The sequence below is a fragment of the Streptomyces sp. NPDC020917 genome (assembly GCF_044333795.1).
Lineage (GTDB): Bacteria > Actinomycetota > Actinomycetes > Streptomycetales > Streptomycetaceae > Actinacidiphila.
On the sequence record NZ_JBIRRR010000015.1, the window covers coordinates 31,591 to 57,689 of the forward strand.

Genomic DNA, 26,099 nt, shown 5'->3' on the forward strand with positions numbered 1-26,099 from the left:
GCTGCCCCGAAAGGCAGGTAGGACGACGAGTACTGTGGGACTCGCTTCCGGTCCTCCCGACGGGAGGCGCGCAGCATCGGCGCTCGACCGAGCAACTTGGCTAGTGTGCCATAAGGGACATGGCCCACGCCAATCGGGCCCGGCAGCATACCCCGCAGCCCCCCGCAGTCAAACCTGAGGCGGTCCATCTGCGCGGCGAGGCACGGCCGTTGCCTGCCCGAACGCCCGCGGACCGCGGGGCAGGGCGCCACGCCGGAGGGCACGGCACGGACCGCCGCGGCCCCCGGCGCGGATCACAGCCGGCGGAAGGAACGCTTCCGGCTGTCCAGCCCTCAGACGGCGTGTGAACGACACGCCACCGAGACCGCCGACCAGGCGCGCTCTGCTGGGCGCCGCGGGAGCGGCGGCGGCCGGGGCCGCACTGGCCGGATGCGGACCGAGCAGGCCGCACCCCAGGACCCCGGCAGCGCCCGCGGTCCCGCAGTCCTACCGCGCCGGCGCCACCCCGCTGGTCCTCCAGGTCCTCGCGCACCCGGACGACGACCTGTACTTCATGAACCCCGACACCCTGCACAGCCTGCAGTCCGGGGTCCCGGTGGTGTCGGTGTACGTCACCGGCGGCGAGTCGACCGGCGTCAACCACGAGCCGTTCGAGAAGCACAGGCACCGGCACCACCACGACCGCGCCGCCTACTCCTCCGCCCGGCACCAGGGACTGCGGCAGGCGTACGCCACGATGCTGGGCCTGCCCCACTTCACCACCTGGAACCGCGAGGTGATCTCGCTGCTGCCGGGCAGCGGCCCCTACGCCGAGATCAACACCCTCGGCAACGGCCGCGCCCACGCCACCCTGGTGTTCCTCCAGGTGTCCATGAACGAACCCGGCCCCGGCGCGAGCCTGCCGCTGATGTGGGCCACGCCCGGCGTCACCCTGCCCTACGTGGTCGCCGAGGGCGCCCCCTCCCCCGCCGACCAGCCGGCCACCTGGACCCACGACACCCTGGTCGCCGCGCTGGCCGGACTGCTCGACCACTACCGGCCGACGCTGGTGCGCACCCTGGACCCGGACCCCGACCTCCAAGTGCACGACCGCACCCACCGGATCGACGACGACCAGCCCGGCTACTCCGACCACCGCGACCACACCGCGGCCGCGCTGTTCGCCTGGAAGGCCCTCACGCACTGGGTGTCCACCGCGACGGCCCGCGACGGCACCGCCCCCGACGTCGGCACCGCCGTCTACCGCGGCTACTACAACCAGCGCTGGCCGTTCAATCTGCCGCCGGCCACCGTCGCCCTCAAGGGCCGGCTGCTCTTCCAGTACGGCGGCGACCAGACCTGGGCGTGCGGTAACCCCGGCGGCTGCGGCGACTACGGGCAGGGCCGCAACCAGCCGATGAGCAACCGCAAGGGCTGGGTGCGCTCGACCCACCAGCGCTATCCGGCGACCCCGCCGACCGCGGTCACCGGGACGCCCGGCCGCCGCAGCTCCTTCGAGGTCCGCGGCACCCGCGTGATCCGCCGCGCCGAGACCCGGCCCGGCGTGTGGGGGCCGCCGCAGGACCTCGGCGGCGGGCCGCTCGCACCGGCCCTGTCGGCGGTGCCGCTGCCGGACGGCGGCACGCTGCTGTTCGCCCTGCGGTTCGCCGCGCTCCAGGGCGCCGGCGGGCCCAACACCCGGGACGTCGTCATGTGGCGCGCCGGCCGCTGGATGTCGCTGGGCAACCCCGAGCGCGGTGACCGGGCCCGCCGCACGGGAGCCCCCAGCGCGCTGGCCACGCCCGACGGCGTGGTGCACGTCTTCGTCCGCAACGCCGCCAAGGGCCTGAGCACCCGGGCGCTGGACCCCGCCACCGGCTGGGGTCCCTGGCAGGACCTGCGCGGCGGCGAGGTCCAGGAGGGCCTGGCGTTGATAGCCGACCGTGCCGGCCGCGCCCATGTGTTCGCCGCCGGGCGGGACACCGTCCACCACTGGGCGCAGGAGATACCCGGCGGGCCGGTGCGCGTCCAGCCCCCCACCGGACTGCCCCGGCCCGGCGACTACCCGGTCGCCGTCCCGACCCCCGACGGCGCGATAGCCGTGAGCTACCGCCGCCCCGCCGACACCCGCTTCGTGCACGCCCGCATACCGCTCTGACCGCCGCCGCACGCCCGTCCCGCGAACGCCGAAGGGCCCCGAGTGCGGATGCACTCGGGGCCCTTCGTACGGCTAGGCCCGCCGCGGGCGCGAGGTCACTTGTTGATCTTGGTGACCTGGCCGGCGCCGACGGTCCGGCCACCCTCGCGGATGGCGAACTTCAGGCCCTCTTCCATGGCGATCGGCTGGATCAGCTGAACCGACATGGCGGTGTTGTCGCCCGGCATGACCATCTCGGTGCCCTCGGGGAGGGTCACGACGCCGGTCACGTCCGTGGTACGGAAGTAGAACTGCGGGCGGTAGTTGTTGAAGAACGGCGTGTGGCGGCCGCCCTCGTCCTTGGACAGGATGTACGCCTGCGCCTCGAACTCGGTGTGCGGGGTGACCGAACCCGGCTTGATGATGACCTGGCCGCGCTCGACGTCCTCGCGCTTGATGCCGCGGAGCAGCAGACCGACGTTCTCGCCGGCCTGGCCCTCGTCGAGCAGCTTGCGGAACATCTCGATGCCGGTGACCGTGGTGGTGGTCTTCTCCTGCTTGATACCGATGATGTCCACGGTCTCGTTGACCTTGAGGATACCGCGCTCGATACGACCGGTGACGACGGTGCCACGACCGGTGATCGTGAAGACGTCCTCGATCGGCATCAGGAACGGCTTGTCGACGTCGCGCTCGGGGGTCGGGATCGCCTCGTCCACGGCCTTCATGAGGCCGAGGAGCTTCTCGCCCCACTCCTTGTCGCCCTCGAGAGCCTTGAGCGCGGAGACGCGCACGACCGGCAGGTCGTCGCCCGGGAACTCATACTCGGAGAGCAGCTCGCGGACCTCGAGCTCGACGAGCTCCAGGATCTCCTCGTCGTCCACCATGTCGGCCTTGTTCAGGGCCACCACGATGTAGGGGACGCCGACCTGGCGGGCCAGGAGCACGTGCTCCTTGGTCTGCGGCATCGGGCCGTCGGTCGCGGCGACCACCAGGATCGCGCCGTCCATCTGCGCGGCACCGGTGATCATGTTCTTGATGTAGTCCGCGTGACCGGGGCAGTCGACGTGGGCGTAGTGACGCGACTCGGTCTGGTACTCGACGTGCGCGATGGAGATGGTGATACCGCGCTGGCGCTCCTCGGGAGCCTTGTCGATCTGGTCGAAGGCCGAAGCCTCGTTCAGGTCCGGGTACGCGTCGTGCAGCACCTTGGTGATCGCCGCGGTAAGGGTCGTCTTACCGTGGTCGATGTGACCGATGGTGCCGATGTTGACGTGCGGCTTAGTCCGCTCGAACTTCGCCTTCGCCACTGGGGTCCTCCTGGAAGTGGATCTGTACGCCTTGCTTCATCGGCGCCAGGTGATCTTTGCTGGAATGCCGACTGCCGGGGTATTTCCGGTACTCCGGTACGAACGCACCGGAAATACCCCGAAGCCTGCTGTCAAGCCTAAAGGGTGGGAGACTCCGCGAAATAACGCGGTGACTACTCGCCCTTGGCCTTCGCGATGATCTCCTCGGCGACGTTCCGCGGAACCTCGGCGTAGGAGTCGAACTGCATGGAGTAGCTGGCCCGGCCCGAGGTCTTCGACCGCAGGTCACCGACGTAGCCGAACATCTCCGACAGCGGGACCAGGCCCTTGACGACCCGGGCGCCGCTGCGCTCCTCCATGGCCTGGATCTGGCCACGGCGGGAGTTGAGGTCGCCGATGACGTCGCCCATGTAGTCCTCGGGCGTGGTGACCTCGACGGCCATCATCGGCTCGAGCAGCACGGGGCTGGCCTTCCGCGCGGCCTCCTTGAACGCCTGCGAACCGGCGATCTTGAAGGCGAGTTCGGAGGAGTCGACCTCGTGGAAGGCGCCGTCGTGCAGGATCACACGCACGCCCACCATCTCGTAGCCGGCCAGGATGCCGAACTTCATGGCCTCCTGCGCGCCGGCGTCCACGGACGGGATGTACTCCCGCGGGATGCGGCCACCGGTGACCTTGTTGACGAACTCGTAGGACGCGTCGCCGCCCTCGAGGGGCTCGATGCCGATCTGCACCTTCGCGAACTGACCGGTACCACCGGTCTGCTTCTTGTGGGTGTAGTCGACCCGCTCGACCGTCTTGCGGATGGTCTCGCGGTACGCGACCTGCGGCTTGCCGACGTTGGCCTCGACCTTGAACTCGCGCCGCATACGGTCGACCAGCACCTCGAGGTGCAGCTCGCCCATGCCGCCGATGATGGTCTGGCCGGTCTCCTCGTCGGAGTGGACCTGGAAGGAGGGGTCCTCCTCCGCGAGACGCTGGATGGCGACACCCAGCTTCTCCTGGTCACCCTTGGACTTGGGCTCGATCGCGACCTGGATGACCGGCGCCGGGAAGTCCATGGACTCCAGGATCACCGGGTTCTTGTCATCGCACAGCGTCTCACCAGTGGTGGTCTGCTTCAGGCCCATGACGGCGACGATGTCGCCGGCGCCCACCGACTCGATCTCCTCACGCTTGTTCGCGTGCATGCGGTAGATCTTGCCGATGCGCTCCTTCTTGCCCTTCACCGAGTTCAGCACCGCGGAACCGGACTCCAGGCGACCGGAGTAGATCCGGACGAAGGTGAGCTTGCCCAGGTGGGGGTCGCTCATGATCTTGAACGCCAGCGCGGACAGCGGCTCCTCGTCGGACGGCCGCCGGGTGACGACCTCCTCCGGGTTGTTCACCGCGTGGCCCTCGATGGCCTCGATGTCGACCGGGGACGGCAGGTAGCGCACGACGGCGTCGAGCAGCGGCTGCACACCCTTGTTCTTGAACGCGGTACCGCAGAACACCGGGGTGACGGTGGTGCCGCCGCCCTTGCCGGAGTTGATGGTGATGCGGCGGATCGCCGCGTACAGCTGCTCCTCGGTGGGCTCGGTGCCCTCCAGGTACAGCTCCATCATCTCGTCGTCGTTCTCCGCGACGGCTTCCAGCAGCTTGCCGCGCCACTCGTCGGCAGCCTCGGTGTGCGTGGCCGGGATGTCGACGACGTCGTACATCTCGCCCTTGGTCGCCTCGGCGGACCACACGAGGGCCTTCATGCGGACGAGGTCGACCACGCCCTTGAAGTCGGCCTCGGCGCCGATCGGCAGCTGCATCACGATCGGGGTCGCGCCGAGGCGGTCCACGATCATGTCGACGCAGCGGTGGAACTCGGCGCCGGTGCGGTCGAGCTTGTTGACGAAGCAGATGCGGGGAACGCCGTAGCGGTCAGCCTGCCGCCAGACCGTCTCGGACTGCGGCTCCACACCGGCGACGCCGTCGAACACCGTCACCGCACCGTCGAGGACGCGCAGCGAGCGCTCCACCTCGACGGTGAAGTCGACGTGGCCCGGGGTGTCGATGATGTTGATGGTGTGGTCGACATCCTCCAGCGGCCAGTGACAGGTCGTCGCGGCCGACGTGATGGTGATGCCGCGCTCCTGCTCCTGCTCCATCCAGTCCATGGTGGCAGCGCCGTCGTGGACTTCACCGATCTTGTAGGAGACACCGGTGTAGAACAGGATCCGCTCGGTGGTCGTCGTCTTGCCCGCGTCGATGTGGGCCATGATCCCGATGTTGCGGACCCTGGCCAGGTCAAGCGAAGTGGTGGCCATGTGGCTCAGTCTTCTCTCGGTTCTCGATGGGGTTCGTGACTACCAGCGGTAGTGCGCGAAGGCCTTGTTGGACTCGGCCATCTTGTGCGTGTCCTCGCGGCGCTTCACGGAGGCGCCCAGACCGTTGCTGGCGTCGAGGATCTCGTTCATCAGACGCTCGGTCATGGTCTTCTCGCGGCGCGCGCGGGAGTAGCCGACCAGCCAGCGCAGGGCCAGCGTGTTCTGGCGGCCCGGGCGGACCTCGACCGGCACCTGGTAGGTCGCGCCACCGACGCGGCGGGACTTGACCTCAAGGGTCGGCTTGATGTTCTCGAGCGCGCGCTTCAGGGTGATCACCGGGTCGGAACCGGACTTCTCACGCAGGCCCTCGAGAGCGCCGTACACGATGCGCTCGGCGGTGGAGCGCTTGCCGTGCAGGAGGATCTTGTTGACGAGGGACGTCACCAGCGGGGAGCCGTAAACCGGGTCGATGATGACCGGGCGCTTCGGGGCGGGGCCCTTACGAGGCATTCTTACTTCTCCTTCTTGGCGCCGTAGCGGCTGCGGGCCTGCTTACGGTTCTTGACGCCCTGCGTGTCCAGCGAACCGCGGATGATCTTGTAGCGAACACCCGGCAGGTCCTTCACACGACCGCCACGCACGAGCACGATCGAGTGCTCCTGCAGGTTGTGGCCCTCACCCGGGATGTAAGCAGTGACCTCGATACCGCTGGTCAGGCGCACACGCGCGACCTTGCGGAGGGCCGAGTTCGGCTTCTTCGGGGTGGTCGTGTACACACGCGTGCAGACGCCACGACGCTGGGGGGACCCCTTCAGCGCGGGCGTCTTGTTCTTCTCGACCTTGTCCTGCCGGCCCTTTCGGACCAGCTGCTGGATCGTAGGCACCGTTTCTCCGGTTTCTGTGTGCCGATCTCGATACTTCTAACCTGGGGACCGACCCACGCGGTCGGGTGTGTCGCGCACCCCGCACATCTCCGAAGGTCCCGGAAGGGTGCTGGATGCGGGTGTCACAGGCCTCGGGGCTCCCATGCGGTCCGATGGCACGCACAAGAACCCGGGCACACCCCAGGCACAAGGTCAGAGCGTACCTACCGCATCGGCTGCGGTCAAAACAAATGCATACGGGCCCGAAACGCCCCCCGGTCTCAGCTGTTGGACGCGATCGCGACGAGCACCACGATGAGGGCCACGAAAGCGGCCGCCGCCGCGGAGACGACGTAGCCGAGCACGAGGCCGCCGACCGCGAGGCCGTCCCCCTGCTCGCCGGTCCTGCGTATCTGGCGCCGCGCCATGTGGCCGAGCACCACGGCGGGGAACGCCGGTACCACCAGGAACGTGCCGGCGATACCGCAGGCGAGCGAGGCGATCGCGTAGTTGTTGGTGCGGGGCGGTGCGGCCGGCGCGAAGGTCCGCGGCACCGGCCGCGGCACGTCACCGATCAGCAGGTCCAACTCGCGGTAGGTGCGCGCGTGGTAGACCCGGTCGATCCGCTCCTCGTACTCGGCCTGGGTCAGCCGGCCGTCGGTGAACGCGTCCTTGAGGACGTTCACCGCACGGTCCCGGTCCGCATCGCCCGCCAGCATGCTTCCATCATGCCGCAGGGCGGCCACTCCGCGAGGGAGTGACCGCCCCGAGGGACGAACCGGAGGCGACGTCAGCCGTTGTACGGGCCGTAGTCGTAGTCCTCCAGCGGCACCGCCTGGCCGGAGCCGGTGCCGAACGGGCTGTAGTCGATGTCGTCGTAGCCGACGGCCGAGTACATCGCGGCCTTGGCCTCCTCGGTCGGCTCCACCCGGATGTTGCGGTAGCGGGACAGGCCCGTACCGGCCGGGATCAGCTTGCCGATGATGACGTTCTCCTTCAGGCCCAGCAGCGAGTCGGACTTGGCGTGGATCGCCGCGTCCGTCAGCACCCTGGTCGTCTCCTGGAAGGAGGCCGCCGACAGCCAGGACTCGGTGGCCAGCGACGCCTTGGTGATACCCATCAGCTGCGGACGACCCGAGGCCGGGTGACCGCCCTCGGAGACCACACGGCGGTTCTCGGTCTCGAACCGGCCGCGCTCGACCAGCTCGCCGGGCAGCAGCTCCGCGTCGCCGGACTCGATGATCGTCACCCGGCGCAGCATCTGCCGGATGATGATCTCGATGTGCTTGTCGTGGATCGACACACCCTGCGAGTTGTAGACCTTCTGCACTTCCTGCACCAGGTGGATCTGCACCTGACGCTGGCCCAGGATGCGCAGCACGTCGTGCGGGTTGGTGGCACCCACGGTCAGCTTCTCGCCGACCTCGACGTGGTCGCCCTCGCCCACCAGCAGCCGGACGCGCTTGGAGATCGGGTAGGCGATCTCGTCGGCGCCGTCGTCCGGGGTGACGACGATCTTCTTGGTCTTCTCGGTCTCCTCGATCCGCGCCCGGCCGGCCGCCTCGGAGATCGGGGCGACACCCTTGGGGACACGGGCCTCGAAGAGCTCGACGACACGCGGCAGACCCTGCGTGATGTCCTCACCGGCGACACCGCCGGTGTGGAAGGTACGCATGGTCAGCTGGGTACCGGGCTCACCGATCGACTGGGCCGCGATGATGCCGACGGCCTCGCCGATGTCCACCAGCTTGCCGGTGGCCAGCGAACGGCCGTAGCAGTAGGCGCAGGTGCCGACGGCCGACTCGCAGGTGAGGATCGAGCGGGTCTTGACCTCCTCGACCCCGTGCCGCACGAGCTGGTCGATCAGCACGTCGCCCAGGTCCACGTTGGCCGGCGCGATGACCTTTCCGTCCACCACGACGTCCTCGGCGAGCATCCGCGCGTACACGCTGGTCTCGACGTCCTCCGTCTTGCGCAGCGAGCCGTCCTCGGCGCGGTCCGCGATCCGCAGCTTCAGACCGCGCTCGGTGCCGCAGTCCTCCTCGCGGATGATCACGTCCTGCGAGACGTCCACCAGACGACGGGTCAGGTAACCCGAGTCGGCGGTACGCAGCGCGGTGTCGGCCAGACCCTTACGGGCACCGTGGGTGGAGATGAAGTACTCCAGCACGGACAGGCCCTCACGGAAGGACGCCTTGATCGGACGCGGGATGGTCTCGTTCTTGGCGTTCGAGACCAGGCCGCGCATACCCGCGATCTGACGCATCTGCATCATGTTTCCGCGGGCGCCCGAGTCGACCATCATGAAGATCGGGTTGGTCTTCGGGAAGTTGGCGTTCATCGCCGCGGCAACCTCGTTGGTCGCCTTGGTCCAGATGCCGATGAGCTCGTCCGACCGCTCCTGCTTGGTGATCAGACCGCGCTCGTACTGCTTCTGGACCTTCTCGTCCTGCGCCTCGTAGCCGGCGATGATCGCCTTCTTGGCCTCGGGCACCACGACGTCGGAGATGGCCACGGTCACGCCGGACCGGGTCGCCCAGTGGAAGCCGGCCGCCTTCAGGTTGTCCAGCGTCGCCGCCACGATGACCTTCGGGTAGCGCTCGGCGAGGTCGTTGACGATCTCCGAGAGCTGCTTCTTGCCGACCGCGTAGTCCACGAACGGGTAGTCCTCGGGCAGCAGCTCGTTGAAGAGCGCGCGGCCCAGGGTCGTCCGCAGCCGGAAGCTGTCGCCCAGCTGGTACGGCTCCTCGCCCTCGACGGGCTCCGGCGGGGTCCAGCCGCGCGGCGGGACGGTGCCCACCGGGAACCGGATGTCGATCGGCGCCTGCATCGACAGCTCGCGGTTGTCGAACGCCATGATCGCCTCGGCGGCGGAACCGAACGCCCGGCCCTCGCCCTTGACCTCGCGCTCCTCGGAGTCCGTGGTCAGGAAGAACAGGCCGAGCACCATGTCCTGGGTCGGCATGGTGACCGGACGGCCGTCGGCCGGCTTGAGGATGTTGTTCGAGGACAGCATCAGGATGCGGGCCTCGGCCTGCGCCTCCGCGGACAGCGGCAGGTGCACGGCCATCTGGTCGCCGTCGAAGTCCGCGTTGAACGCGGTGCACACCAGCGGGTGGATCTGGATGGCCTTGCCCTCGACCAGCTGCGGCTCGAAGGCCTGGATGCCCAGACGGTGCAGCGTCGGTGCACGGTTCAGCAGCACCGGGTGCTCGGCGATGACCTCTTCCAGCACGTCGTACACGACCGTGCGGCCGCGCTCGACCATGCGCTTGGCCGACTTGATGTTCTGCGCGTGGTTCAGGTCCACCAGGCGCTTCATCACGAACGGCTTGAAGAGCTCCAGCGCCATGGCCTTCGGCAGGCCGCACTGGTGCAGCTTGAGCTGCGGGCCGACGACGATCACCGAACGGGCGGAGTAGTCGACGCGCTTGCCGAGCAGGTTCTGGCGGAACCGGCCCTGCTTGCCCTTGAGCATGTCGGACAGCGACTTCAGCGGACGGTTGCCGGGGCCCGTGACCGGGCGGCCGCGGCGGCCGTTGTCGAAGAGCGCGTCCACGGCCTCCTGGAGCATGCGCTTCTCGTTGTTCACGATGATCTCGGGCGCGCCGAGGTCGAGAAGCCGCTTCAGGCGGTTGTTGCGGTTGATCACGCGGCGGTACAGGTCGTTCAGGTCGGAGGTCGCGAAGCGGCCACCGTCCAGCTGCACCATCGGACGCAGGTCCGGCGGGATCACCGGGACGCAGTCCAGCACCATGCCGTTGGGCTTGTTGGTGGTCTGCAGGAACGCCGAGACGACCTTGAGGCGCTTGAGCGCACGGGTCTTCTTCTGGCCCTTGCCGGTGCGGATGATCTCGCGGAGGCGCTCGGCCTCCTCGTCCAGGTCGAAGGACTCCAGGCGCTTCTGCAGCGCCGCGGCACCCATCGAGCCCTGGAAGTACGTGCCGAAGCGGTCACGCAGCTCGCGGTAGAGCAGCTCGTCGCCCTCCAGGTCCTGGACCTTGAGGTTCTTGAAGCGGGCCCACACCTCGTCGAGCCGGTCCAGCTCGCGCTGGGCGCGGTCGCGCAGCTGCTTCATCTCGCGCTCGGCACCCTCGCGCACCTTGCGGCGCACGTCGGCCTTGGCGCCCTCGTTCTCCAGCTCGGCGAGGTCCGCCTCCAGCTTCTTCTGCCGGGCCTCGACGTCGGCGTCGCGGCGCTGCTCGACCTGCTGCCGCTCCACGGAGACCTGGGCCTCCAGCGACGGCAGATCGCGGGTGCGGCGCTCGTCGTCCACCCACGTGATCATGTACGCCGCGAAGTAGATGACCTTCTCCAGGTCCTTCGGGGCGAGGTCCAGCAGGTAGCCGAGGCGCGACGGGACACCCTTGAAGTACCAGATGTGGGTGACCGGGGCGGCCAGCTCGATGTGGCCCATCCGCTCGCGGCGCACCTTGGCACGGGTCACCTCGACGCCGCACCGCTCACAGATGATGCCCTTGAAGCGGACACGCTTGTACTTGCCGCAGTAGCACTCCCAGTCCCGGGTGGGGCCGAAGATCTTCTCGCAGAAGAGCCCGTCCTTTTCCGGCTTGAGGGTGCGGTAGTTGATGGTCTCCGGCTTCTTCACTTCGCCGTGCGACCAGGTCCGAATGTCGTCCGCGGTGGCGAGGCCGATCCGCAGCTCGTCGAAGAAGTTGACGTCGAGCACTGTGTCGTCAATCCCTCTCAGGGTTGATTCTCAAATGGTCTGAACGGGTCGTGGGGGCCGCCAGGGCCCTGACGTGCAGGGCCCGGGCGGAACCCGTCAGACCTCTTCGACGCTGCTCGGCTCGCGCCGGGACAGGTCGATGCCGAGCTCTTCCGCAGCGCGGAAGACATCCTCGTCGGTGTCCCGCATCTCGATGGACATGCCGTCCGAGGACAGCACCTCCACGTTGAGGCACAGCGACTGCATTTCCTTGATGAGCACCTTGAAGGACTCGGGAATGCCGGGCTCGGGGATGTTCTCGCCCTTGACGATGGCCTCGTACACCTTCACGCGGCCGAGGACGTCGTCGGACTTGATGGTCAGCAGTTCCTGGAGTGCGTATGCGGCGCCGTACGCCTCCAGCGCCCACACCTCCATCTCGCCGAAGCGCTGCCCGCCGAACTGCGCCTTACCACCCAGCGGCTGCTGGGTGATCATCGAGTACGGACCGGTGGACCGGGCGTGCAGCTTGTCGTCCACCAGGTGGTGCAGCTTGAGGATGTACATGTACCCGACCGAGATCGGGTCCGGGAACGGCTCGCCGGAGCGGCCGTCGAACATCCGCGCCTTGCCGGACGGCAGCACCATCCGGTCGCCGTCGCGGTTGGGGATCGTGGACTCGAAGAGGCCGGCGATCTCGTCCTCGCGGGCACCGTCGAAGACCGGGGTGGCCACGTTGGTGTCCGGGGCCACCTGGTCGGCGCCGATCGCCTGCAGGCGGCGGGCCCACTCCTCGCCGATACCGGAGACGTCCCAGCCCTGCTTGGCCAGCCAGCCGAGGTGGATCTCCAGCACCTGTCCCGGGTTCATCCGGGACGGGACGCCGAGCGGGTTGAGGATGATGTCGACCGGGGTGCCGTCCTCCAGGAACGGCATGTCCTCGACCGGCAGGATCTTGGAGATGACGCCCTTGTTGCCGTGGCGGCCGGCCAGCTTGTCGCCGTCCGTGATCTTGCGCTTCTGCGCCACGTAGACGCGCACCAGCTGGTTGACGCCGGGCGGCAGCTCGTCGCCCTCCTCGCGGTCGAAGACGCGCACGCCGATGACCTTGCCGGTCTCGCCGTGCGGCACCTTCAGCGAGGTGTCGCGGACCTCACGGGCCTTCTCACCGAAGATCGCGCGCAGCAGCCGCTCCTCCGGGGTCAGCTCGGTCTCGCCCTTCGGGGTGACCTTGCCGACCAGGATGTCGCCGGCGACCACGTCGGCGCCGATCCGGATGATGCCGCGCTCGTCGAGGTCCGCCAGCACCTCCTCGGAGACGTTCGGGATGTCCCGGGTGATCTCCTCGGGGCCCAGCTTGGTGTCACGGGCGTCGACCTCGTGCTCCTCGATGTGGATCGAGGACAGGACGTCGTCCTGCACGAGGCGCTGCGACAGGATGATCGCGTCCTCGTAGTTGTGGCCCTCCCACGGCATGAACGCGACCAGCAGGTTCTTGCCGAGGGCCATCTCGCCCTCTTCGGTGGACGGGCCGTCGGCCAGCACCTGGCCGGCCACCACGCGGGCCCCCTCGTCCACCTGGATCTTCTGGTTGAACGAGGTGCCCTGGTTGGACCGGGAGAACTTGGCGAGGCGGTAGGTGGTGTACGTGCCGTCGTCGTTGGTGATCGTGACGTAGTCGGCGGACACCTCCTGCACCACGCCGTCCTTCTCGGCCTTGATCACGTCGCCGGCGTCGACCGCGCAGCGGTACTCCATGCCGGTGCCGACCAGCGGCGACTCCGCCTTGATCAGCGGCACGGCCTGGCGCATCATGTTCGCGCCCATCAGGGCGCGGTTGGCGTCGTCGTGCTCCAGGAACGGGATCATCGCGGTCGCGACCGACACCATCTGGCGCGGCGAGACGTCCATGTAGTCGACGTCGTCGCCGGGGATGTAGTCGATCTCGCCGCCACGGCGGCGGACCAGCACGCGGGACTCGGCGAACCGCAGCTCGTCGGTCAGCGGCGCGTTGGCCTGCGCGATGACGAAGCGGTCCTCCTCGTCGGCGGTCAGGTAGTCGACGTCGTCGGTGACCTGGCCGTCGACGACCTTGCGGTACGGGGTCTCGATGAAGCCGAACGCGTTGACCCGGCCGTAGGAGGCCAGCGAGCCGATCAGACCGATGTTCGGGCCTTCCGGCGTCTCGATCGGGCACATGCGGCCGTAGTGCGACGGGTGCACGTCACGGACCTCGAAGCCGGCCCGCTCACGGGACAGACCACCGGGGCCGAGCGCGTTGAGCCGGCGCTTGTGGGTCAGACCCGACAGCGGGTTCGTCTGGTCCATGAACTGCGACAGCTGGCTGGTGCCGAAGAACTCCTTGATGGAGGCGACGACCGGCCGGATGTTGATCAGGGTCTGCGGCGTGATCGCCTCGACGTCCTGGGTGGTCATGCGCTCGCGCACGACGCGCTCCATACGGGCGAGACCCGTACGGACCTGGTTCTGGATCAGCTCGCCGACGTTGCGGATGCGGCGGTTGCCGAAGTGGTCGATGTCGTCGACCTCGACCATGATCGAGCGGCCGGAGGCGCCGACCGTCTCGGTCTCACCGGCGTGCAGCTTCACCAGGTACTTGATGGTCGCCAGGATGTCCTCGGTGGTGAGCACGCCGGCGTCCAGCGGCTCGTCCGCGCCGAGCTTCTTGTTGACCTTGTAGCGGCCGACCTTGGCCAGGTCGTAGCGCTTGGGGTTGAAGTACAGGTTCTCCAGCAGCGTCTGCGCGGCCTCCTTGGTCGGCGGCTCACCCGGACGCAGCTTGCGGTAGATGTCGAGGAGCGCGTCGTCCTGGCCCTGGGTGTGGTCCTTCTCCAGGGTGGCCCGCATCGACTCGTACTCGCCGAACTCCTCGAGGATCTGCTCGGTGCTCCAGCCGAGCGCCTTGAGCAGCACCGTGACCGACTGCTTGCGCTTGCGGTCGATGCGGACGCCGACCATGTCGCGCTTGTCGATCTCCATCTCCAGCCAGGCACCCCGGGACGGGATGATCTTGGCGGAGAAGATGTCCTTGTCGGACGTCTTGTCGATCTGGCTGTCGAAGTAGACACCCGGCGAGCGGACCAGCTGCGAGACGACGACACGCTCGGTGCCGTTGATGCAGAAGGTGCCCTTGCTCGTCATCAGGGGGAAGTCGCCCATGAAGACGGTCTGGGACTTGATCTCGCCGGTCTCGTTGTTGGTGAACTCCGCCGTGACGAAGAGCGGGGCGCCGTACGTGAAGTCGCGCTCCTTGCACTCGTCCAGCGAGTTCTTCGGCGGCTCGAAGCGGTGGTCACGGAACGTGAGCGACATCGACCCGGAGAAGTCCTCGATCGGGGAGATCTCCTCGAAGATCTCCTCCAGACCGGACTTCCTGGGGACGTCCTGCCCACTGTCCAGGGCCGCCTCGACCCGGGCCTTCCACGCGGCGTTGCCGAGCAGCCAGTCAAAGCTCTCGGTCTGGAGCGCGAGGAGGTTCGGAACTTCGAGCGGTTCACGGATCTTCGCGAAAGAGATGCGCAGCGGTGCGGTGCTTGCGCCGTTGTTCGAATTGGCAGTCGAGGCGTTGCGCGAGGCGGCCAAGAGGGGGTCCTTCCGAGGGCTCGGACTCACTACGCGCATACCGGTCCGCCCCTGAGGCCACGGAGGAAAAGCCCTGATGACAGGCGTCTTCTTCAATGCTCAGACAGAGGCATGCCGCTGGTGACGGGCCAGGCAGCAGCTAACAGGCAGCGCAAAGGGTCAGTGTAGCCACTTGGCCCACTGATGTCCAGAGCTGTGATTCGGAGTACCGAATCGTCGCCCCCTCTGCCCGTCTCGCGGGCCCGGCTCCCCCTCGGAACGGGATCCGGATCCGCACTCGTCTCGCTGCATTGCCATGCATTCCCGCATCTCCTCCGATCCATGCATGCGACCGGGAGGAAGCTGCGGGAGCCTGGTGAACCCTGCTGCCCCGCGGCGCCCCGGCCGGGACCGGCCTGCGTGGCGACGCGTCCTGAGAATTGCGCGATGCGTGCCGTACGTCAAGGCCCTGCCGGGCCGGAGATCGAAAACGCCCGAGGGCGGCCACCCGTTCGGGTGGCCGCCCTCGGGCGGGTGGAGCAGCCGCTCCCCGGTGGTGTTACTTGACCTCGACCGAGGCGCCGGCGCCCTCGAGGGCCTCCTTGGCCTTGTCCGCGGCCTCCTTGTTGGCCTTCTCCAGGACCGGCTTCGGAGCGCCGTCCACGAGGTCCTTGGCCTCCTTCAGACCCAGCGAGGTCAGCTCACGCACGACCTTGATGACCTGGATCTTCTTCTCGCCGGCGCCGGTGAGGATGACGTCGAACTCGTCCTTCTCCTCGGGGGCCTCGGCGGCGGCGGCACCCGCGCCACCCGCGGCGGGGGCGGCGGCGGCGACGGCCGCGGTGACCTCGAACTTGTCCTCGAACGCCTTCACGAACTCGGAGAGCTCGATGAGGGTCATCTCCTCGAACTGCGCGAGCAGGTCGTCCTGGCTGAGCTTCGCCATGGTGGCGGTCCTTCCACTAATTCGGCTGGTGCCGGATGTACATGTAGGCGGGCAGTCGGCCCGCGTGACCGGTGCCTGCTAGGTCAGGCGGTGGTCAGAGTGCGAGCCGAATTACTCGGCACCGCCCTGCTCGGCCTTCTTGGCGCGAAGCGCATCCGCGGTGCGGACGAACTTCGACGGAAGCGCCTGGAAGAGCGCGGCAGCCTGGGACTGCTTGCCCTTCATGGCGCCCGCCAGCTTGGCGAGCAGAACCTCGCGGGACTCGAGGTCCGCAAGCTTCTTGATCTCGTCGGCGGACAGCGCCTTGCCGTCAAGGACACCGCCCTTGATGACGAGAGCGGGGTTGTCCTTGGCGAAGTCGCGCAGACCCTTCGCCGCCTCGACCGGGTCACCGGTCACGAAGGCGACGGCCGACGGACCCGCGAACAGGTCGTCGAGCAGGTTGATCCCGGCCTCGTTGGCCGCGATCTTGGTCAGCGTGTTCTTCACCACGGCGTACGTGGCGTTCTCACCGAGCGAACGGCGCAGCGTCTTGAGCTGCGCCACGGTGAGACCGCGGTACTCGGTCAGCACAGCGGCGTTCGAGGAGCGGAACTGGTCCGTCAACTCGGCAACCGCGGCAGCCTTGTCAGGCCTCGCCATGAGTCTCGGCCTCCTTCCGGGTGATTGCGGACCGCCCGGCTGTGAAGGAGGGGACTTCGAACGACAAACGCCCCGGGCGCAGGCGCACGGGGCGTGACTCGACGGTCGCGCGAACGCTCCCGGAGTACGATCCAACGTCACCTGCGCGGGCCGTCCGCATCCAGCGGATCCTTCGGCCGTCCCACCCCCTGAGGGGCACGACGACAACCAGCGGTCTTTGGCTTCCCGCAGAGCGTACGGGACCCGCTGCCCGCGGAGCAAATCGCCTCCGCCGCGGAGGCGGGGCGGGCCGGGGCAGCGGGCCCAAGCGGGTGCTCAGGCGCGGGTCGCCTGAGGCCGCAGTCCCGCGACGCCCATGGTGTCGGAAGCCGGCGGCGCCTGGACGCGGACGGGGACGCCGAAGGCCGTGTAGTAGATCGTGCCGGTCTCCAGGCCCTTGCCGGTCCGCTCGGTCTTGTGCACCTTGAGCGGAAGGTGGTCCGCGGACACCCACAGGTCGAGCGTCTCGGTCGTGACACCCTGCGCCTGCAGCGCCCGCTTCTCCGCGGCCAGTTGCGACGCGCTCAGGTGCGGCGCCCGCATCGATGTCAGCGCGGCGACGTCCAGGGTGCCGGTGTAGTGCGTGGCCGCGACGCCCCGCACCGTCTCCCGCCCCACCTCGCGCAGGTCGCCGGCGGACAGCAGCAGGTCGACGGACCGCACGGGGTTGTTGCTCTGGAAGAAGTCCTTGCCGAAGTCCGGGGTGTCGCCCGCGAGCATGCCCATTTCGGCGTAGGTGAACTTCGCCCAGTGCTTGCCGCCGGCGGCGCCCACCTGAGCCCCGCTGAGGTGGGTGTACACCCCGTCCGGCAGGTACCGGGCCTCCATCGTGGCCGACATGCCGAGGCTGCGCAGCGTCTGGATCTGCCGGCCGCCGGTGAACGTCATCGTCATCGTGCCGAGCGGCCCGCCGGACCCCCACGCCAGACGCACCCGGGCCTTCGCGGAGATCCGGTCACCGATGCTGAGGGTCTCCTCGGCGCTGACCGAGTGCAGGTGATCCGTCTGCTTCTGCACCAGGTCCAGCGCCTGGACGGCCTGGGCCGTGGAGGTCCGGGCGGGCGCGGCGGCAGGCGAGCGCGGCGGGACCGTGGCGCTGCCGGACGAGGCCGAGGTGCCCAGCGGCCCGCAGGCGGCCAGGGACAGCAGGACGGCGGCGGCCGCCGCGGACGCGGCGGCTCGGACGGTACGCATGGGTTCCCCCCCAACGCGCGGGAGGCCCGCTGCCTCCCGAAGCAGCGGAACACTAGCGCACGCCCCGGACAACGCGGCGGCGCCCCACCCCCCGGACCGACCAGGGGATGGGGCGCCGCGGGAACGCTGCGGACCGCGGGCGTCAGACGGACGCCGGGTCCTCCTCGACGAGGAGGTTGCGGGTGCGGTTCGGGTCGACCTGGATGCCGGGGCCCATGGTGGTGGAGACCGCGGCCTTCTTCACGTAACGGCCCTTGGCCGCGGACGGCTTGAGACGCAGGATCTCGTCCAGGGCCGCCGCGTAGTTCTCCACCAGCTTGGTGTCGTCGAACGACACCTTGCCGATGATGAAGTGCAGGTTCGAGTGCTTGTCGACGCGGAACTCGATCTTGCCGCCCTTGATGTCCGTGACCGCCTTCGCCACGTCGGGCGTCACGGTGCCGGTCTTCGGGTTCGGCATGAGGCCACGGGGACCGAGCACGCGGCCCAGGCGGCCGACCTTGCCCATCAGGTCCGGGGTGGCGACGACGGCGTCGAAGTCCAGCCGGCCCTTCGCCACCTCGTCGATCAGTTCGTCGGAGCCGACGATGTCGGCTCCCGCGGCTTCCGCGGCCGCTGCACGGTCACCGGTCGCGAAGACCAGGACCCGGGCGGTCTTGCCGGTGCCGTGCGGAAGGTTCACGGTGCCGCGCACCATCTGGTCGGCCTTGCGCGGGTCGACACCCAGGCGGAAGGCGACCTCGACGGTCGAGTCGAACTTGGTGGTCGCGGTCTCCTTGGCGAGACGGACGGCCTCCAGGGGCCCGTACAGGCGCTCCTGGTCGATCTTGGCGTCCGCAGCGCGGAGAGACTTGCTGCGCTTGCTCACTGCTGCTCCTACGTTTCTCTGGAGTCGTGGTGTCGGGCCGAGCAGGCCCTGCCACAGGTGCTGGTCCTACAGGGGTGAGGGCGTCAGCCCTCGGGCTTGTCGCTCGGGCTTCCTGCTCACTCGCTCCGCGGACGGCCTCGTACCTCGGCCGGCCACTGCGCGAGCTCGGGCGTCAGCCCTCGACCGTGATGCCCATCGAACGAGCCGTACCCGCGATGATCTTCTCCGCGGCGTCCAGGTCGTTGGCGTTGAGGTCGGGGAGCTTGGTGGTGGCGATCTCCCGGACCTGGTCGCGCGTCAGCTTGGCGACCTTGGTCTTGTGGGGCTCGCCGGAGCCCTTGTCCACGCCCGCGGCCTTCAGGATGAGCTTCGCGGCCGGCGGGGTCTTGGTGATGAACGTGAAGGTACGGTCCTCGTAGACCGTGATCTCCACCGGGATCACCATGCCGCGCTGCGACTCGGTGGCCGCGTTGTAGGCCTTGCAGAACTCCATGATGTTCACGCCGTGCTGGCCCAGCGCGGGGCCGACCGGCGGGGCCGGGTTGGCCGCACCAGCGTTGATCTGGAGCTTGATCAGCCCCGTGACCTTCTTCTTCTTGGGAGGCATTGCTCTCTCTCCGGGTCTTGTTGAGAGTTTCCATACCTGCGAGCAGGCATACCGCACCACGATAACGGGTATTGCCCCGTGCTCCTAATGAACGTCGGGTCTACGCGGGAAGAATCTTTGACATGAACACTTCCCATGGCCGGGTTCCGCTTGCTACTAATCGGTAGCCAGCATTCCTGCCATGGAGGTTCCGTGAGACTGACCAAGTCGTTAGCAGCCTTCGCCACGCTGCTCCTCGCCGTCGTGTTCGGCGTGGTCATCGCGGGTCCGGCCAACGCCGCCGGACCTTCGTACGTGGCGCTGGGGGACTCGTACTCGGCCGGCAACGGCGCGGGGAACTACGACAGCGCGAGCGGAAACTGCCACCGCAGTCTGAGCGCGTACCCCTACCTGTGGAAGAACGCGCACTCCCCCTCGTCCTTCAGTGACACCGCGTGCTCCGGCGCGGTGACCACCGACGTGACGAACAGCCAGCTCGGCCCGCTGAACTCCTCGACCGGCCTGGTCTCGATCACCATCGGCGGCAATGACGCGGGCTTCTCCGACGTCATGACCACCTGCGTGACCGGGTCCGACAGCACGTGCGTCAGCCGGGTCAACACGGCCGAGACGTACGTCCGCAACACCCTGCCGGGCCGGCTGGACGCGGTGTACAACGCGATCCGCGCCAAGGCGCCCAACGCCAAGGTGGTCGTCCTGGGCTACCCGGACATGTACACCCTGAACGTCTTCTGCATCGGCATGAGCGCCACCAAGCACCAGAAGATCGACGAGGCCGCGGACCTGATCGACACCACCACGGCGTCCGTGGCGGCCGCGCACGGCTTCGTCTTCGGCGACGTGCGCAGCACCTTCAAGGGCCACGAGCTCTGCTCCGGCGACGACTACCTGCACTCGCTGGTCATCTCGCCGAGCTGGGAGTCCTACCACCCCACCGCCACCGGCCACTCGGCCGGCTACTACCCCGTCTTCAACTCGAAGGCCTGACCCCCCACCCCTCTCCTCGCTCCACCTGAAGGGGGTGCCGTCGCCCGCCTCACCGGGCCCCGGCACCCCCTGTCACATCTCCCAGGCCGCATCCGCATCCGGAAACAGCACCCCGGGGGCGCGAAGGCCCACGGTCCGGACGGGCGTCCGCAGCCACACCGGATCGAACCCGACCCCCATGGTCCGCTCCATCAGCGCGAACGACACGGCGCACGCGTACCGCGCCAGCAGCCCTTCCCACTCCATCGCCACCCCTCCCCCAGCCCCCAACTCCCCTGACCCTAGGCGCCGGGTACGACACAGCCGTCTGTCGCGCTAGGCGCCGCGCAGGCCGAGGTTGGCGCCATCGCGGAGGTCGGGGAAACCCTGGGCGATGACGGCGGCGGGCTGGAGACAGGCGTGACGCGTTGCCGTGGCGGCGGGGTTGGCGGCGCAGCGTCCTGAGATCGCGGCTGACCGGCCCGAGAAACGGTCCCTGGAACGCGTCAGGGCCCCTGCCCAACGGGAAACCGCTGGTCAGGGGCCCTGACGGTGATCGAAAAGCTAGTTCTTCTGGATCTGGTCGAAGCTGAGCTCGACCGGGGTCTCGCGGCCGAAGATCTCGACGAGGCCCTTGACCTTCTTGGAGTCGGCGTTGATCTCGTTGATCGTGGCCTGGAGGGTGGCGAAGGGGCCGTCGGTGACGGTCACGGAGTCGCCGACCTCGAAGTCCAGGACCTGGACCTCGACCTTGCGCGGCTGGGCGGTGCCCTCGGCGATCGCCGCGGCCTCGGCGGCGGCCTCGACCTCGGGGGCGAGCATCTTGACGATCTCGTCCAGCGTCAGCGGGTACGGGTCGTAGGCGTTGCCCACGAAGCCGGTCACACCGGGGGTGTTGCGGACGACGCCCCACGACTCGTTCGTCAGGTCCATGCGCACCAGCACGTAGCCGGGGAGCTTGTTCTGCCGGATCGTCTTGCGGTCGCCGTTCTTGATCTGGACGACCTCTTCCTGCGGCACCTCGGCCTGGTAGATGTAGTCCTCGACGTTGAGCGAGACGGCGCGCTGCTCCAGGTTGGACTTCACGCGGTTCTCGTAGCCGGCGTAGGTGTGGATGACGTACCACTCGCCGGGCAGGGTGCGCAGCTCCTCGCGGAACGCGGCCACCGCGTCGACCGGCTCGGCGGCCTCGCCGTCACCGGCCTCCTCAGAGACCTCCTCCTCGGAGACCTCCTCGTCGGAAACCTCCTCGTCGGAGGCTTCCGCGGCCTCCACCGCGTCCACCGCCTCCGCGGCCTCGTCGTGCTCGGCGGCCTCGACCTCGTCGTCCGCAGCGGCGGCCGCGTCGAGAACGGTGTCCTCGCCTTCGGCGGACTCGTCGGTGGCGGCGCCGTCGTACACGTTCGGGTCAGACACGGTGACTGCTTCTTCCTGACTTCAGAGGGTGGTTCGTACGGGTGGGCGCCAGCGACGGCGGGCGCCCCCCGCGGGGATCAGCCGAAGACGTACGAGACGAGCTTCGAGAATCCCCAGTCAACCACGCTGACGAAGGCGATGATGACCACAACGAAGACAATCACCACAGTGGTGTACGTCATCAGGTCATTGCGGGTCGGCCAGACGACCTTCCGCAGCTCCGCCACGATCTGGCGGTAGAAGAGAGCGAGACGACCGAAAGGCCCCTTCTTGCCGCGCTTGCCACCGCGGCGGGGCTTCTTCTCGGTCTCGTCATCCTGAGTCGTGCCAGGCTCAGGGACGTCGATGGAGTCCGTGATCTCGGTCACTCGTCCTCACCTGACTCCGGTCGTGGCCATGCCGCGCCCGTCGCGCGGTACGGCGAGTGCTTATCCTGCCCACGCCCTCGTTCCTGGACGTGTGGAGCAGGGCCGGAGGGACTTGAACCCCCAACCGCTGGTTTTGGAGACCAGTGCTCTACCAATTGAGCTACGACCCTTCGACTCCCCCAACGTACCGCAGTGCGGCTGCCTTGAGGGCCATCGACGGATGAGTGTACGTGCTCAGACGCTCCAGGTCGAACGCCTTGCTCGCGATGAGCTCGAACGAGGTCCGCAAAGTCCCGTGCCAGGGGTCCGCGGGGTCTGGGATCATGCAGACATGAGCGCAGCTACTCCCGCAGCCACCCCCGCACAACCTCCGGCCTCGTCGCCGACCGAGCGGCGGATCTCCGCCCGCATCGGGGCGATCTCCGAGTCCGCGACCCTCGCCGTGGACGCCAAGGCCAAGGCCCTCAAGGCCGCCGGGCGCCCGGTCATCGGCTTCGGTGCCGGTGAGCCCGACTTCGCCACGCCCGACTACATCGTCGAGGCCGCGGTCGAGGCGTGCCGCAACCCGAAGTACCACCGCTACACCCCGGCCGGCGGCCTGCCGGAGCTGAAGGCCGCGATCGCCGCCAAGACGCTCCGCGACTCCGGCTACGAGGTCGACGCCTCCCAGGTGCTGGTCACCAACGGCGGCAAGCAGGCCATCTACGAGGCGTTCGCCGCCATCCTGGACCCGGGCGACGAGGTCATCGTGCCCGCGCCGTACTGGACCACGTACCCGGAGTCGATCCGGCTCGCGGGCGGCGTCCCGGTCGAGGTCGTCGCCGACGAGACCACCGGCTACCGGGTGTCCGTCGACCAGCTGGAGGCGGCCCGCACCGAGCGCACCAAGGTGGTGCTGTTCGTCTCGCCGTCCAACCCCACCGGCGCCGTCTACAGCGAGGCCGACTCCGAGGCGATCGGCCGCTGGGCGGTCGAGCACGGCCTGTGGGTGCTCACCGACGAGATCTACGAGCACCTGGTGTACGGCGACGCGAAGTTCACCTCGCTGCCGGCGATCGTGCCCGAGCTGCGCGACAAGTGCATCGTCGTCAACGGCGTGGCGAAGACGTACGCCATGACCGGCTGGCGTGTCGGGTGGATCGTCGGCCCGAAGGACGTGGTCAAGGCCGCGACGAACCTGCAGTCGCACGCCACCTCCAACGTCTCCAACGTCGCCCAGGTCGCCGCGCTGGCCGCGGTCACCGGCGACCTGTCGGCCGTGGCCGAGATGCGCGCCGCGTTCGACCGCCGCCGGCAGACCATCGTGCGGATGCTCAACGAGATCGACGGCGTCGTCTGCCCGGTCCCCGAGGGCGCTTTCTACGCCTACCCGTCGGTGAAGGCGCTGCTCGGCAAGGAGATCCGCGGCAAGCGCCCGGCGACGTCGAGCGAGCTGGCCGCGCTCATCCTGGACGAGGCCGAGGTCGCGGTCGTGCCCGGTGAGGCGTTCGGCACACCCGGCTACCTGCGGCTGTCGTACGCGCTGGGCGACGAGGACCTGGTCGAGGGCGTCTCCCGCCTGCAGAAGCTGCTCGGCGAGGCCTCCGACTGAGGCCGCCGAGCGCGGCCTGACGGGCCGGTCACGGCCCGTTCCCGTTTTCGGGCGGGCCCCCGTTCGGAGAAAGTGGTTCCGGGCGGGGGCTTCCGTGGAGCAGGATCTTGGGATGGAACGCGAGGCACCTACGGCCCGGGAAGTCCGGCGCCTTCCCAAAGCACACCTGCACCTGCACTTCACCGGGTCCATGCGGCCGGCCACCCTGCTGGAACTGGCCGACCGCGAGGGCGTCCGGCTGCCCGAGGCGCTGACCTCGGGGGAACCGCCGAAGCTCAGCGCCACCGACGAGCGCGGCTGGTTCCGCTTCCAGCGGCTGTACGACATCGCCCGCTCGTGCCTGCGCACCCCCGAGGACATCCAGCGGCTGGTCCGCGAGGCCGCCGAGGAGGAGGCCAGGGACGGCTCGGGCTGGCTGGAGATCCAGGTCGACCCGACCTCGTACGCGCCGCGGCTCGGCGGTCTGATCCCGACCATCGAGATCATCCTCGACGCCGTGCACGCCGCCTCCCGGGACACCGGCGTGGGGATGGCCGTGATCATCGCGGCCAACCGCATGAAGCACCCGCTGGACGCCCGCACCCTGGCCCGGCTCGCGGTCCGCTACGCCGACCGCGGAGTGATCGGCTTCGGCCTGTCCAACGACGAACGACGGGGCCTGGCACGGGACTTCGACCGCGCCTTCGCCATCGCCCGGGACGGCGGCCTGCTGGCCGTCCCGCACGGCGGGGAGCTGGCCGGGCCGTCCAGCGTCCGCGACTGCCTGGACGACCTGCACGCGCAGCGCGTCGGCCACGGCGTGCGGGCCGCCGAGGACCCGGTGCTGCTGCGCCGGCTCGCCGACTCCGGCGTCACCTGCGAGGTCTGCCCGGCCTCCAACGTCGCTCTCGGCGTCTACCAGAAGGCCGAGGATGTCCCCCTTCGGATGATGTTCGAGGCCGGCGTGCCGATGGCGCTGGGCGCCGACGACCCGCTGCTGTTCGGTTCCCGGCTGGCCGCCCAGTACGACATCGCCCGCGAGGTGCACGGCTTCACCGACGCCGAGCTGGCCGAACTGGCCCGCCAGTCGGTACGGGCCTCCCGGGCGCCGCAGGACGTGCGCGAGCAGCTGCTGTCCGGCATCGACGCGTGGCTGGCGGCCCCGCCGGACGCCCCGGCGCCGGGCGAGGCGCGGGGCGGGGTGCCGGGCCAGGCGCCCCCGAGGGTGCCCAAGGCCGGCTGAGCGCCGGCCGGGAGCGGGCGGGTGCGGGCCGGCCCGGGCGGTGGTTCAGGGCCCTTCCGGGCCGCGGGTCAGAGCGCGACGCCCACCGTCACCGGCTCGTTGACCAGGGTCACCCCGAAGGCGGCGTGGACGCCGTCGCGCACCTCGCGGGCGAGCGCCAGCAGGTCCTGCGCGGTCGCGTCGCCGCGGTTGGTGAGCGCCAGCGTGTGCTTGCCGGACAGCCGGGCCGGGCCGGTGCCGTAGCCCTTGGTGAAGCCCGCCTTGTCGATCAGCCAGGCCGCCGACAGCTTCGTGCGGTCGGTGCCGTCCGGGTACGCCGGCGGGGTGACGTCCGCGCCCAGCCGGGCGTGGGCCCGCTCCAGGAACGCGGCGTAGTCCGCGGCGCCCAGCACCGGGTTGGTGAAGAACGAGCCGGCCGACCAGGTGTCGTGGTCGCCCTCGTCCAGCACCATGCCCTTGGCCGCGCGCAGCGCCAGCACCGTCTCCCGCGCCTTGGACAGCGGCACCCGGTCGCCGGCCTCCACGCCGAGGGCGCGCGCCGTCTCCGGGTACTTCACCGGCGCGGACAGCCCGCCCGCGTCCTCCAGCGCGAACCGCACCCGCAGCACCACGTGCCGGGCCGGGTCGGCCTTGAAGCGGCTGTGCCGGTAGCCGAAGCCGCAGTCCTCGTTGGCCAGCACCACCGTCTCGCCGCGCTGCCGGTCGTAGGCGACGACCTCGGTGATCGTGCTCGACACCTCCTGGCCGTAGGCGCCCACGTTCTGGATCGGGGTGGCCCCGGCCGACCCGGGGATGCCCGCCAGGCACTCGATCCCGGCCAGACCGGCCCGCACGGTGGCCGCCACGGCGTCCGTCCAGGTCTCCCCCGCGGCGAGCTCCAGCCGCGTGCCGTCCAGGGCGACGCCCTGCGTGGCGATGCGGATGGCGGTGCCGTCGAAGCCCCCGTCGGCGATCAGCAGGTTGCTGCCGCCGCCGATCAGCAGGACGGGCTCGCTGCGGGCGTCCGCCGCGCGCACGGCCTCGACCAGTTCCGCGTCCGTGCGGGCTGTCACGAGGCGGGTCGCGGGGCCGCCCACGCGGAAGGTGGTCAGCGGGGCGAGGGGGGCGTTCTCCATAACGTGCACCGCTTCATTATGTCCGGGTCCAGGGTTGCGCCCTCGCGCAGGAGCGAGCTCCCTCCGCTTCCTCCCACCCCCTCCTCTTCCTTCTCCCACCCGCCCACCCGTTGAACCAGTCCGCCAGCTGGACGTTTCCGGTGGGGGGTCGGCGGCTGGAGGCCGGAGGGGGTGAGGAAGTACTCCCGGGTTACCCGGGAAGGCCCCTTTACCCCCCACCGGCCGTCAGCCGCCGACGAGAGGGAGGGGACGGTGGGGCGGTGTCCCCGCAGGAACTGTGCATGC

20 protein-coding genes and 1 tRNA gene are annotated in these 26,099 nt (G+C 69.2%); 4 read left to right on the plus strand and 17 right to left on the minus strand.

All coding sequences use genetic code 11. The annotated features are described in order from the left end of the window. The first annotated feature begins 343 nt into the window (after positions 1–343). The gene (locus tag ACH4TG_RS27575) at positions 344–2,137 is read left to right on the plus strand and encodes a PIG-L family deacetylase (RefSeq protein WP_398245226.1); all 1,794 of its coding nucleotides are present in this window, start codon (positions 344–346) and stop codon (positions 2,135–2,137) included. 95 nt (positions 2,138–2,232) lie between these two features. Here ACH4TG_RS27575 and tuf read toward each other — a convergent pair whose 3' ends face one another. From tuf to rplK, 12 genes are all read right to left on the minus strand, one after another. Beyond that, positions 2,233–3,426: an elongation factor Tu gene (gene tuf, locus ACH4TG_RS27580; RefSeq protein WP_398245227.1), complete on the minus strand. Its 1,194-nt coding sequence runs from the start codon at positions 3,424–3,426 to the stop codon at positions 2,233–2,235. A 173-nt stretch (positions 3,427–3,599) separates the two neighbouring features. Further along, positions 3,600–5,726, minus strand: a complete 2,127-nt coding sequence (fusA, locus tag ACH4TG_RS27585; protein WP_398245228.1) for an elongation factor G — start codon at positions 5,724–5,726, stop codon at positions 3,600–3,602. A 39-nt stretch (positions 5,727–5,765) separates the two neighbouring features. Beyond that, a complete protein-coding gene (gene rpsG / locus ACH4TG_RS27590; RefSeq protein WP_398245229.1) occupies positions 5,766–6,236 on the minus strand; it encodes a 30S ribosomal protein S7 in 471 nt (156 codons plus the stop codon). Between the two features lie 2 nt (positions 6,237–6,238). Next, the gene (gene rpsL / locus ACH4TG_RS27595; RefSeq protein ID WP_014144289.1) at positions 6,239–6,610 is read right to left on the minus strand and encodes a 30S ribosomal protein S12; all 372 of its coding nucleotides are present in this window, start codon (positions 6,608–6,610) and stop codon (positions 6,239–6,241) included. 260 nt (positions 6,611–6,870) lie between these two features. Next, a complete protein-coding gene (locus tag ACH4TG_RS27600) occupies positions 6,871–7,308 on the minus strand; it encodes a DUF1707 and DUF4190 domain-containing protein (protein WP_398245230.1) in 438 nt (145 codons plus the stop codon). Between the two features lie 71 nt (positions 7,309–7,379). Further along, the gene (locus ACH4TG_RS27605) at positions 7,380–11,279 is read right to left on the minus strand and encodes a DNA-directed RNA polymerase subunit beta' (protein WP_398245231.1); all 3,900 of its coding nucleotides are present in this window, start codon (positions 11,277–11,279) and stop codon (positions 7,380–7,382) included. Between the two features lie 96 nt (positions 11,280–11,375). Continuing rightward, on the minus strand, positions 11,376–14,861 hold the full coding sequence (rpoB, locus tag ACH4TG_RS27610) for a DNA-directed RNA polymerase subunit beta (protein ID WP_398245232.1): 3,486 nt from the start codon (positions 14,859–14,861) through the stop codon (positions 11,376–11,378). A gap of 538 nt (positions 14,862–15,399) precedes the next feature. Then, positions 15,400–15,786 (minus strand): 50S ribosomal protein L7/L12, encoded by a 387-nt coding sequence (gene rplL / locus ACH4TG_RS27615; RefSeq protein WP_398245233.1) that lies wholly within the window; start codon positions 15,784–15,786, stop codon positions 15,400–15,402. Positions 15,787–15,897: 111 nt separating this feature from the next. After that, complete coding sequence (gene rplJ, locus ACH4TG_RS27620; protein WP_398245234.1) at positions 15,898–16,428, minus strand: 50S ribosomal protein L10; 531 nt, start codon at positions 16,426–16,428, stop codon at positions 15,898–15,900. Between the two features lie 315 nt (positions 16,429–16,743). Further along, the gene (locus ACH4TG_RS27625; protein WP_398245235.1) at positions 16,744–17,661 is read right to left on the minus strand and encodes a hypothetical protein; all 918 of its coding nucleotides are present in this window, start codon (positions 17,659–17,661) and stop codon (positions 16,744–16,746) included. 142 nt (positions 17,662–17,803) lie between these two features. Beyond that, positions 17,804–18,529, minus strand: a complete 726-nt coding sequence (gene rplA / locus ACH4TG_RS27630) for a 50S ribosomal protein L1 (RefSeq protein WP_398245236.1) — start codon at positions 18,527–18,529, stop codon at positions 17,804–17,806. Positions 18,530–18,701: 172 nt separating this feature from the next. Further along, entirely contained in the window at positions 18,702–19,136 is a 435-nt protein-coding gene (gene rplK, locus ACH4TG_RS27635; RefSeq protein ID WP_069462611.1) for a 50S ribosomal protein L11, read from the minus strand. Between the two features lie 192 nt (positions 19,137–19,328). On the opposite strand from rplK, the gene ACH4TG_RS27640 reads away from it, so the two are divergent. Further along, the gene (locus tag ACH4TG_RS27640) at positions 19,329–20,123 is read left to right on the plus strand and encodes an SGNH/GDSL hydrolase family protein (protein ID WP_398245237.1); all 795 of its coding nucleotides are present in this window, start codon (positions 19,329–19,331) and stop codon (positions 20,121–20,123) included. A 72-nt stretch (positions 20,124–20,195) separates the two neighbouring features. On the opposite strand, the gene ACH4TG_RS27645 is transcribed toward ACH4TG_RS27640, so the two are convergent. The 4 genes from ACH4TG_RS27645 to ACH4TG_RS27660 all read right to left on the minus strand — a co-directional run bounded on the left by ACH4TG_RS27645 (position 20,196) and on the right by ACH4TG_RS27660 (position 22,056). Continuing rightward, the gene (locus ACH4TG_RS27645) at positions 20,196–20,369 is read right to left on the minus strand and encodes a hypothetical protein (protein WP_398245238.1); all 174 of its coding nucleotides are present in this window, start codon (positions 20,367–20,369) and stop codon (positions 20,196–20,198) included. 297 nt (positions 20,370–20,666) lie between these two features. After that, entirely contained in the window at positions 20,667–21,518 is an 852-nt protein-coding gene (gene nusG, locus ACH4TG_RS27650) for a transcription termination/antitermination protein NusG (protein ID WP_398245239.1), read from the minus strand. Between the two features lie 77 nt (positions 21,519–21,595). Next, positions 21,596–21,886, minus strand: coding sequence for a preprotein translocase subunit SecE (secE, locus tag ACH4TG_RS27655; RefSeq protein WP_398245240.1), 291 nt, complete (start codon positions 21,884–21,886; stop codon positions 21,596–21,598). A 97-nt stretch (positions 21,887–21,983) separates the two neighbouring features. Then, positions 21,984–22,056, minus strand: a tRNA-Trp gene (locus tag ACH4TG_RS27660). Between the two features lie 161 nt (positions 22,057–22,217). On the opposite strand from ACH4TG_RS27660, the gene ACH4TG_RS27665 reads away from it, so the two are divergent. Together ACH4TG_RS27665 and ACH4TG_RS27670 are read left to right on the plus strand one after the other, a co-directional pair. Continuing rightward, the gene (locus tag ACH4TG_RS27665; protein ID WP_398245241.1) at positions 22,218–23,477 is read left to right on the plus strand and encodes a pyridoxal phosphate-dependent aminotransferase; all 1,260 of its coding nucleotides are present in this window, start codon (positions 22,218–22,220) and stop codon (positions 23,475–23,477) included. A 112-nt stretch (positions 23,478–23,589) separates the two neighbouring features. Continuing rightward, positions 23,590–24,699 carry an adenosine deaminase gene (locus tag ACH4TG_RS27670; RefSeq protein WP_398245242.1) on the plus strand — a complete coding sequence of 370 codons (1,110 nt, stop codon included), beginning with the start codon at positions 23,590–23,592 and terminating at the stop codon, positions 24,697–24,699. 68 nt (positions 24,700–24,767) lie between these two features. Here the strand turns inward: ACH4TG_RS27670 and ACH4TG_RS27675 are convergent, their stop codons facing one another. Further along, complete coding sequence (locus tag ACH4TG_RS27675; protein ID WP_398245243.1) at positions 24,768–25,823, minus strand: UDP-N-acetylmuramate dehydrogenase; 1,056 nt, start codon at positions 25,821–25,823, stop codon at positions 24,768–24,770. Between the last annotated feature and the right edge of the window lie 276 nt (positions 25,824–26,099).

Coding starts and splice junctions, on each gene's coding strand:
- fusA (WP_398245228.1), bottom strand. CDS start 5,726: ATGGCCACCACTTCGCTTGACCTGGCCAGGGTCCGCAACATCGGGATC.
- rpsG (WP_398245229.1), bottom strand. CDS start 6,236: ATGCCTCGTAAGGGCCCCGCCCCGAAGCGCCCGGTCATCATCGACCCG.
- ACH4TG_RS27645 (WP_398245238.1), bottom strand. CDS start 20,369: ATGGAGTGGGAAGGGCTGCTGGCGCGGTACGCGTGCGCCGTGTCGTTC.
- ACH4TG_RS27670 (WP_398245242.1), top strand. CDS start 23,590: ATGGAACGCGAGGCACCTACGGCCCGGGAAGTCCGGCGCCTTCCCAAA.
- ACH4TG_RS27625 (WP_398245235.1), bottom strand. CDS start 17,661: ATGCGTACCGTCCGAGCCGCCGCGTCCGCGGCGGCCGCCGCCGTCCTG.
- rplJ (WP_398245234.1), bottom strand. CDS start 16,428: ATGGCGAGGCCTGACAAGGCTGCCGCGGTTGCCGAGTTGACGGACCAG.
- rplL (WP_398245233.1), bottom strand. CDS start 15,786: ATGGCGAAGCTCAGCCAGGACGACCTGCTCGCGCAGTTCGAGGAGATG.
- ACH4TG_RS27600 (WP_398245230.1), bottom strand. CDS start 7,308: ATGCTGGCGGGCGATGCGGACCGGGACCGTGCGGTGAACGTCCTCAAG.
- rplK (WP_069462611.1), bottom strand. CDS start 19,136: ATGCCTCCCAAGAAGAAGAAGGTCACGGGGCTGATCAAGCTCCAGATC.
- ACH4TG_RS27665 (WP_398245241.1), top strand. CDS start 22,218: ATGAGCGCAGCTACTCCCGCAGCCACCCCCGCACAACCTCCGGCCTCG.